Here is an 8,827-nt window from a genome sequence, read left to right on the forward strand (position 1 = left end):
TACCTTCTCCACCGTCAAGGCCTCGGCGAGCTACACCTTCGACCCGGCCTCCAACAACACCGTCACCCTCACCTTCCCCGCGACCACCCAGCGCTACTTCCGGGTGAACGTCACGGCCAACACCGGATGGCCGGCCGGCCAGATCTCCGAGTTCCAGGTCTGGAACAGCTGACCCGACCCGATCCGAGCCGATCCACCACGACGGTGCCGCCGCGTACACCCGTACCCGGCGGCACCGCCGCGCCCGGCGTGCTCAGTCCCACCAGAAGTGCCAGATGTTCTTGCCGAGCAGGGCCTTCGCGGCGTAGGTGCTCAGACTCCCGTGCCGCCCCTGGGTGATGATGTCCGGGCAGAAGGCGAAATGCTCGGCGGCTATCGCCTCCGCCTGCGCCACGGTCTGCGGCGGCGCGGCCACCGTGGCGGTAAGCGTGTCGAGACCCAGGGCGACGACCCGCAGGCCGTAGCGGTCCTCCCAGGAGCGCAGCACGGCCGACAGCGCGCCCGTGTCGTCCTCGTAGTTGACCGGGCCGCCCCAGCCCATGGCGGCGGGTATGTCGGCGCTGCGCCGGGCATGGACCAGGGCGGCGCGGGGACGGTCCAGCCAGCCGCTGGCGACGAGTTCAGCGGTGACGCCGGCCGCTGTCGTGTCCGGATCGCCGTCGAAGGCCGGCGCCGGCGCCAGGCCCGGCCAGTCCTGCCCGTAGGGGGCGAGGACCTCCAGCAGTTCCTCCTCCGGGTCCTCCTCCTCGGACACATACCCGGCCCACGACTCCGCGAGGAACTCCTCCACGTCGTGGTCGCCCGGATACGACATCCGCCCCGGGTCGAGATACCAGTCGGCCAGCTTGCCGCCGTGCGTCGTGTCCTCCTGGATCAGCACCGGGAGCAGCCCGACCGACCGCCCCGCCAGCAACCCCGCCCACGCGCCGGGCTGCGCCGGCCCGTCCGCGCACCACAGCAGCGGTTCGGGCCAGGGCCCGTCGGCCGTGGTGTCCATCAAGCTGCCCGGCGGCAGGCTCAGGCCGAGTTCGGCACCGGTCGGATCGTCCGCCAGGCGGGGGAGGGGGTTCGGAAGCATCGCCATGACCGGGACTCTAGGGGCTGCCACTGACAATCCGGCCGCGGGGTCGCGGACCGCCGGCCGGCGCCCGGCCATGAGGCGTTCAGAGCCGCTCGGGCGTCCTGATGCCGAGCAGTCCCAGACCCCGCTGGAGGGTACGGGCGGTCAGCTCCACCAGGAACAGCCGGTTGTCCACCACGGCCGGCCCTTCCTCGGCGGTGAGCACCGGGCACTGCTCGTAGAAGGTGGTGTACAGCGAGGCGAGCTGGAAGAGATACGAGGCCAGCCGGTGCGGCTCGTACGACACGGCCACCTCGGCGAGGGCGTCGCCGAAGGCGTCCAGGTGCAGGCCCAGCGCCCGCTCGGCCGGGGCCAGCGCCAACTCCGGGTGCGCCACCGGCTGCTGGCCGGCCGCCGCCTTGCGGAGGATCGACCGGCTCCGGGCGTAGGCGTACTGGATGTACACGCTCGTGTCGCCGTTGAGCGAGACCATCCGGTCCAGGTCGAAGACGTAGTCCCGGCCCAGCGACGTGGACAGGTCGGCGTACTTCACCGCGCCGATGCCGACCTGCTCGCCGTTGGCGGTGATCTCCTCGTCGGTCAGGCCGATCTTCTCGCCCTTCTCCCGGACCACCGCCGTCGCCCGCGACACCGCCTCGTCCAGCAGGTCCTCCAGCCGCACGCTCTCGCCGTCCCGGGTCTTGAACGGCCGGCCGTCCTTGCCCAGCACGGTGCCGAACGGCACGTGCTTGACGACCACCTCTTCGGTGAGCCAGCCGGCCCGCCGGGCGGTCTCGAAGACCATCCGGAAGTGCAGCGCCTGCCGGGCGTCCACCACATAGAGCAGCGTGGTCGCGTGCAGGTTGCCGGTCCGGTCGCGCACCGCCGACAAGTCGGTGGCCGGATAGCCGAAGCCGCCGTCCGCCTTCTGCACGATCAGCGGGACCGGCTCGCCGTCCTTGCCCTTGATGTCGTCGAAGAACACGCACAGCGCGCCGTTGGACCGGACCGCGACCCCGGAGTCCTCCAGCAGCTTGCAGGTCTCCACCAGCATGTCGTTGTAGCCCGATTCGCCGACGATGTCCTCGTCGCGGATCTCGATGTCCAGCTTGTCATAGACCGAGTAGAAGTAGATCTTCGACTCGTCCACCAGCCGCTGCCACAGGGCCAGCGTCTCCTTGTCGCCCGCCTGCAGGTCCACCACCCGCCGCCGGGCCCGCTCCTTGAAGTCCTCGTCGGCGTCGAAGACCGTCCGGGACGCCTTGTAGAGCCGGTTGAGCCGGGACATCGACGCCTCGCCGTCCGCCGCGCCGCCCGTGCCGCCGGTGTCCGGCGCGTGGTCCAGCTCGTGCGGGTGCTCGACCAGGTACTGGACGAGCATGCCGAAGTTGGTGCCCCAGTCGCCGATGTGGTGCCGTGCCACGACGCTCTCGCCGGTGAACCGCAGGATCTTCGCCAGGGCGTCGCCGATCACCGAGGACCGCAGGTGGCCGACGTGCATCTCCTTGGCCACGTTCGGCTGGGCGTAGTCGATCACGGTGATGCCCGGGTCGGGCGCGGACGGCACGCCGAGCCGGTCGTCGTCCAGGCGCCGGGCGAGATTGGCGGTGATGGCCGCGTCCGCGACGGTGAGGTTGAGGAAACCGGGGCCGGACACCTCGACCGCGGCGATCAGCTCGTCGGTCGGCAGCGCGGCGAGCACCTGGGCCGCCAGCTCCTTCGGATTGGCCTTCGCCCGCTTGGCCAGGCCCAGCACTCCGTTGGCCTGGAAGTCGGCCCGGTCGCTGCGTCGCAGCAGTGGGTCGACGCCTTCGGCCGACGGCACGGCGGCCGTCAGGGCGGAGGTGACCCGCTGCTCGAGCGAGGCGGACAGGGAAGGGACCGAGGCCATGGGATGCCGTTCCGTGGGAGGGGATGCGTCGTACCAATTATTTCACGGGCTGTTTATCCGGCCCGCCACCGGTTTTCCGTCTGGGACAATGGGGCGCCGGGGCCCTGACGTGGTCGCCCCGCCGACCAGGAAGAAGGAAGCGCTGTGGCTGGCAGCACCGAGGCCGACTGGGTCTCCCGTTTCGCGGACGAAGTGATCGCCGAGTCGGAGCGCCGCGCACCCGGGAAAGCAGTCGTCGTCGCCTCCGGGCTGAGCCCCTCCGGGCCGATCCACCTGGGCAACCTGCGCGAGGTCATGACCCCGCACCTGGTCGCCGACGAGGTCCGGCGGCGCGGGCACGCGGTCCGGCACCTGATCTCCTGGGACGACTACGACCGCTACCGGAAGGTGCCGGCCGGCGTCCCCGGCGTGGACGAGTCCTGGGCGGAGCACATCGGCAAGCCGCTGACCTCGGTGCCCGCCCCGCAGGGGTCGTCGTACCCGAACTGGGCCGAGCACTTCAAGGCCCAGATGACCGGCGCGCTGGCCGAGCTGGGCGTGGAGTACGACGGGATCAGCCAGACCGAGCAGTACACCGCCGGCGCCTACCGCGAGGAGATCCTGCACGCCATGCGGCACCGCGCGGACATCGACGCGATCCTCGCCCGGTACCGCACGAAGAAGGCCCCCGGCCCGGCCAAGCAGGCGCAGAAGCCGGTGGACGCCGCCGAGCTGGAGGCCGAGGAGGGCTCGGGCGCGGCCGCCGAGGACGACGGCAGCGGCGGTACGACCGGCTACTACCCGTACAAGCCCTACTGCGCCGCGTGCGGCAAGGACCTGACCACCGTCACGGCGTACGACGACGAGACCACCGAGCTGACCTACACCTGTGCGTGCGGGCACGGCGAGACGGTGCGGCTGAGCGAATTCAACCGCGGCAAGCTGGTGTGGAAGGTCGACTGGCCGATGCGCTGGGCCCGCGAAGGAGTGGTCTTCGAGCCGTCCGGCGTCGACCACTCCTCGCCCGGGTCGTCGTTCCAGGTCGGCGGGCAGATCGTCGGGCCGATCTTCGGCGGCGAGCAGCCGATCGGGCCGATGTACGCCTTCGTCGGCATCTCCGGCATGGCCAAGATGTCGTCCTCGAAGGGCGGTGTCCCGACTCCCGGGGACGCGCTGAAGATCATGGAGCCGCAGCTGCTGCGCTGGCTGTACGCCCGCCGGCGGCCCAACCAGTCCTTCAAGATCGCCTTCGACCAGGAGATCCAGCGGCTCTACGACGAGTGGGACGCGCTGACCCGCAAGGTGGCGGAGGGCTCGGCGCTGCCCGGTGACCTCGCCGCCCACCAGCGGGCCGCCGGGACCGCGGCCGGCGAGCTGCCGCGCACCCCGCGCCCGCTGGCGTACCGCACCCTGGCCTCGGTCGCCGACATCACGGCCGGCGCCGAGGCGCAGACCCTGCGCATCCTGTCCGAGCTGGACCCGGAGCACCCGCTGACCGGCCTGGACGAGGTTCGGCCCCGGCTGGACCGGGCGGTCAACTGGATCACCACCCAGGTGCCGGCCGAACAGCGCACGGTGGTCCGGCCGTTGCCGGACGCCGCCCGGCTGGCCGCGCTGGACGACGACGCCCGGGGCGCGATCAAGCTGCTGCTGGACGGCCTGCACTCCCACTGGTCGCTGGACGGGCTGACCACCCTGGTCTACGCCGTCCCCAAGGTGCAGTCCGGACTGGCCCCCGACGCCAAGCCCACCCCGGAGCTCAAGGTAGCCCAGCGCACCTTCTTCGCCCTGCTCTACGAACTCCTGGTCGGCCGCGACACCGGCCCCCGGCTGCCGACGCTGCTGCTGGCGGTGGGACAGGACCGGGTGCGGGAGTTGCTGGGCGCGGGGGCGTAGGGCCGCCGGGCTTCGATACGGTCGTGGTGTCGCGGCGGGTACCTGTTGCGGGTCCCGGCGCGGCGGCCAAGCCCGTGCACGGCGACACATGCGACAGAAGAGGCCAGCGATGACAACTCCCAGTGACGGCGCGCAGCTGGACGGCTCGGACGGTGCGCAGGACCCCGGGCTGCTCCGGTCCCAGGAGGGCCTGGACGACGAGGAGACCGGCGGTTTCCTGGACGAGGGCTACTCGCCGGTGGAACGCCCGCTGGGGGTCGGCGAGTGGGGCATAACCGCCGGTGAGGCGGCCTCCCACGAGGATCTCGACCACCGGCTGGCCCGCGAGGTCGCCGAACTGGACCCCTCGGTCGGCCGCGACGGCCTCGGTGACGCCTCCGACACCGACGGCGAGCTCATCGACGACGAGGTGGGCGACCTGCGGGCCGGCCGGCTCGTCGCCCGCGACGGCGGGGACGCCGGGCTGGGCAGCGTGGAGGCGGAGTACTGGGCGCAGGACGTCGGCATCGACGGCGGCGCGGCGTCCGCGGAGGAGGCGGCGGTGCACATCGTCCCGGAAAGCGAGCTGGACGACTTCTGAGGTTCCCCCCCGCTCCGAGGAGCCCGCCCGCCGACGGGCCCCTCGGACGGCCGGGTCAGCCCTGCAGGAAGGCGAGCAGATCCTGGTTGAAGGCCTGCTCATACGCTCCGACCAGGCCGTGCGGCGCGCCCGGGTAGACCTTGAGGGTGCCGTTCGGCAGCAGCTCGATGGTCTTGCGGGCCGAATCCGCGATCGGCACGATCTGGTCGTCGTCGCCGTGGGCGACGAACACCGGGATGTCGATCTTCCCGAGGTCCTCGGTGAAGTCGGTCTCGGAGAACGCCGCGACGCAGTCGAGCGCGGCCTTCAGACCCACCTGCATGCCCTGCAGCCAGAACTCGTCGCGCTTTCCCTCGGAGACCTCCGCGCCGTCCCGGTTGAAGCCGTAGAAGGCGAGGCTGAGGTCCTTGTAGAACTGGGACCGATCGGCGGCCACGCCGGCCCGGATGCCGTCGAACGCCTCGATCGGCGTGCCCTCGGGGTTGGCGTCGGTCTTCAGCATCAGCGGCGGCACCGCCCCGAGCAGCACGGCCTTGGCGACCCGGGAAGTGCCGTGCCGGCCGAGGTAGCGGGCCACCTCGCCGCCACCGGTGGAGTGCCCCACCAGGATCGCGTCGTTCAGGTCGAGCTGCTCCATCAGCTCGGCGAGGTCGTCGGCGTACTGGTCCATGTGGTTGCCGTCCCACGTCTGGGTGGAACGGCCGTGGCCGCGACGGTCGTGGGCTATGGCCCGGAAGCCGTGCGAGGCGACGAGGTGCGCCTGGCCGTCCCAGGCGTCGGCGTTGAGCGGCCAGCCGTGGCTGAACACCACCGGCCGGCCGGTCCCCAGTCCTTGTAGAACTTCTGGGAGCCGTCCTTCAGCGTGATCACAGGCACGTGTTCTCCTTGTCGAGCGGTGGCCGAGCCGTTCCCCGCCGTGCTGTTCGGCAACCCGGGGACCGGCATCGGGAAGGCGGGCCGGAGTTGCGTTCCTCCGGCCCGCCCATTCTCACCTGCGCGGTTCTTCGCCCACCGCGGGGGCTACCAGTGGGTCAACCCCGATCCGTACTGGTAGAGCGGATTGCCGTAGGTCGGCGGCACCGTCTGGCCCGCGTCGATCTTCGCCCGGATGTCGGCGCGTTCGGCGTCCGTCGCGCCCAGGTCGTAGGGAAGGTCCCACGCCTCGTTCGCGTCGGCCAGGTTGTCGCCGCCGCCCGGCTTGAGGATCTGGTCCAGGCTGCGGGGGAGTTGCCAGGGCAGGGTGCCGTGCGGGGTGTAGTCCCCGAAGAGCAGGCTGGCCGTGGCCGGGCCGACTTCCTCGCCGCCGCGATAGGTCACCACGATCGCGTCGGCCAGATTCTGCCAGTCGGCGATCACGATGGGCCGTGGCAGGGTGAGGACGACGACCACCGGGATGCCCTGATTCTTGTAGCCCTGGATCAGGGCCACTTGGTCGGCCGGCAGATACGGCTGGGTGTCCGGCCAGGCGGTGGCGTGCGTGTACGAGGGCTCGCCGACGTAGACCACCGCCAACTTCGGTGTCGGGCCGGTGCCTTGGTAGACGTTCACCCCGGCCTGGGTGGCTCTCGCCTTGAGCGCGTCGAGCTGGTCCAGCGAACCGTAGTCCGGGTGGAAGTAACTGGACCAGATGCAGCAGGACGCGCCGTCGGTGGCCCGGTCGCCGGCCACCGCGATGCTGTCGCCCGCGTTGAGCTTGACCGGCAGCACCCCGTCGTTCTTCAGTAGGGTGTTGGACTCGCGCGAGGCCTGGTTGGCCAGCTGGGTGTAGCTGGGCTGGTGGAAGCGGTAGGGACCGTTCACCGGATCGCCGTAGGGGTGGTCGAAGACGCCCAGCTCGAACTTCAGCTTCAGGATGCGGGTCACCGCGTCGTTGATCCGGGCCAGCGGCACCCCGCTCTCGAAGCTCGCCATGGTGAAGCCGACCGCGCCCGGGTCGGCGCCGCCCATCACGTCCGAGCCCGCGTTGGCCGCGTTGATCCACGAGCCCGACGGCAGCCAGTCGGTGGTGATCAGGCCGGTGTAGCCGAGGTTCTGCCGCAGATAGGTGAGGATCTTGGCGCTGTCACCGGCGCCGGGACCGCCCGGGTCGAGGTACGAACTGCCGGCGTAGCCCGGCATGATGTTGACCGCGCCGGCCTCCATCGCCGCCTTGAACGGGATCATGTGGTACTTGATCGTCACCCCGTCGTAGACGATGCCCGCCTCGCCGCCGGCGCCCTCGCCCGGCCAGTGCTTGACGGTGGCCAGCACCGAGCCCGGGTTCAGCTCCGGACCGCCCTGCAAACCGGCCACCAGGGCCCGCAGTTGGGCCGCGGCCACATCGGCGTTCTCCCCGCCGCCTTCCTGGATGCGGGGGTAGAGCACCTTGGTGCCGACCTCCGCGAGCGGCGAGAGGGTGCCGCGCGCGCCGACCTCCAGTTCCTCCTGGCGCTGCATGTTGCCCAGCTTGTAGTCGAGCGGATAGTCCTTGCCCGCCGACAGGGTGCTCTGCAGCGGGTACGTCGTCTGATAGCCGGCCGTGGTGTCGCCCGCGGACACCGGCGGGATGCCGAGCCGGGTGGCGGCGGTGGACAGCAGGACGTTGTTCAGGTCGGCGGGCTGGGCCGGCCCGAAGTGCCAGCCGGACATCGGGTACTGCTGGACGTTGTAGAACATCTGGTACGCCTTCTCCTCCAGCGTCATCCGCCCGAGAAGATCGCTCACCCGCGTGTCGACCGACAGCCGCCAGTCCTCGTACGGCTCGATCGAACCGTCCTTGTTCAGGTCCCGGGCGCCGTTGATGATGTTGACGCCGTCGGCCACCTGCTCGACGTCGGGCAGGTAGACGCTGAACGTGCGGATGTTGGAGGTGGTCCTGGTGCCCGAACCGCTCACCGCGACCACGTACCACTTGTACGTCCACCGGTCGGTGATGTCCCAACTCGGCGTGTAGCTGGTGCCGGTGGGCTCGGCGACCTTGGTGTAGAGGTCGAGCAGATTGCCCGAGGCGGTGAAGTCGTAGTCGGTGCGGCTGATGTTGAGCCACACCTCGTAGTGCGCGGCGCCGGCCACGGCCGCCCAGCTGAGCGCCGGACGGCGGGTGTTGGTGACCATCGCCTTGTCGGCGGGGGCCGACAGCTGGAACTGGTTCAGCGTCGCCGGGGCCTTGGTGGGGCCGGAGAGCATCGGCGGGGTCGCGGTGCTGGTGTCCACCGTGCCGTACACCTGGAACTCCCACAGCGAGTAGCCGTATCCGCTGGACCGGGCGGTGCCGGTCAGCCGGACGTAGCGGCCCTTGCCCGTCACGGGCAGCTTCTCGATGCCGCCCTTGCCGGTGGTGGTGGAGTACAGCGGCGTCCACGCGGTGCCGTTGTCCGAGACATCGATGTGGTAGCCGGTGCCGTACGCCGACTCCCAGTTGAGCACGATCCCGCTGATGGTC

5 protein-coding genes and 1 pseudogene are annotated in these 8,827 nt (G+C 70.9%); 2 read left to right on the top strand and 4 right to left on the bottom strand.

What is annotated here, in order from left to right; all coding sequences use genetic code 11:
• Window positions 1–253 precede the first annotated feature (253 nt).
• Together GA0115240_RS02040 and argS are read right to left on the bottom strand one after the other, a co-directional pair.
• Window positions 254–1,084: a DUF4253 domain-containing protein gene (locus GA0115240_RS02040; RefSeq protein ID WP_093734918.1), complete on the bottom strand. Its 831-nt coding sequence runs from the start codon at window positions 1,082–1,084 to the stop codon at window positions 254–256.
• Window positions 1,085–1,163: 79 nt separating this feature from the next.
• Window positions 1,164–2,951, bottom strand: a complete 1,788-nt coding sequence (argS, locus tag GA0115240_RS02045) for an arginine--tRNA ligase (RefSeq protein ID WP_093734919.1) — start codon at window positions 2,949–2,951, stop codon at window positions 1,164–1,166.
• Window positions 2,952–3,095: 144 nt separating this feature from the next.
• Between argS and lysS the strand changes: the two genes are divergently transcribed.
• Window positions 3,096–4,826 carry a lysine--tRNA ligase gene (gene lysS, locus GA0115240_RS02050; RefSeq protein ID WP_093734920.1) on the top strand — a complete coding sequence of 577 codons (1,731 nt, stop codon included), beginning with the start codon at window positions 3,096–3,098 and terminating at the stop codon, window positions 4,824–4,826.
• Window positions 4,827–4,935: 109 nt separating this feature from the next.
• Entirely contained in the window at window positions 4,936–5,406 is a 471-nt protein-coding gene (locus GA0115240_RS02055; RefSeq protein ID WP_093734921.1) for a DUF5709 domain-containing protein, read from the top strand.
• A 55-nt stretch (window positions 5,407–5,461) separates the two neighbouring features.
• Here GA0115240_RS02055 and GA0115240_RS02060 read toward each other — a convergent pair.
• Together GA0115240_RS02060 and GA0115240_RS02065 are read right to left on the bottom strand one after the other, a co-directional pair.
• Window positions 5,462–6,282, bottom strand: a pseudogene (locus GA0115240_RS02060) (alpha/beta fold hydrolase).
• Window positions 6,283–6,426: 144 nt separating this feature from the next.
• Window positions 6,427–8,827 (bottom strand): glycoside hydrolase family 3 C-terminal domain-containing protein (locus GA0115240_RS02065; protein ID WP_093734922.1); only part of this gene is annotated, 2,401 nt, incomplete at its 5' end.

This window comes from Streptomyces sp. DvalAA-14, assembly GCF_900091855.1.
In the GTDB taxonomy this organism is placed as follows: Bacteria; Actinomycetota; Actinomycetes; order Streptomycetales; family Streptomycetaceae; genus Actinacidiphila.

What these genes read in the sequence shown, in the direction of transcription:
- GA0115240_RS02040 (WP_093734918.1), bottom strand. Translation starts at nt 1,084, where the DNA reads ATGGCGATGCTTCCGAACCCCCTCCCCCGCCTGGCGGACGATCCGACC.
- argS (WP_093734919.1), bottom strand. Translation starts at nt 2,951, where the DNA reads ATGGCCTCGGTCCCTTCCCTGTCCGCCTCGCTCGAGCAGCGGGTCACC.
- GA0115240_RS02055 (WP_093734921.1), top strand. Translation starts at nt 4,936, where the DNA reads ATGACAACTCCCAGTGACGGCGCGCAGCTGGACGGCTCGGACGGTGCG.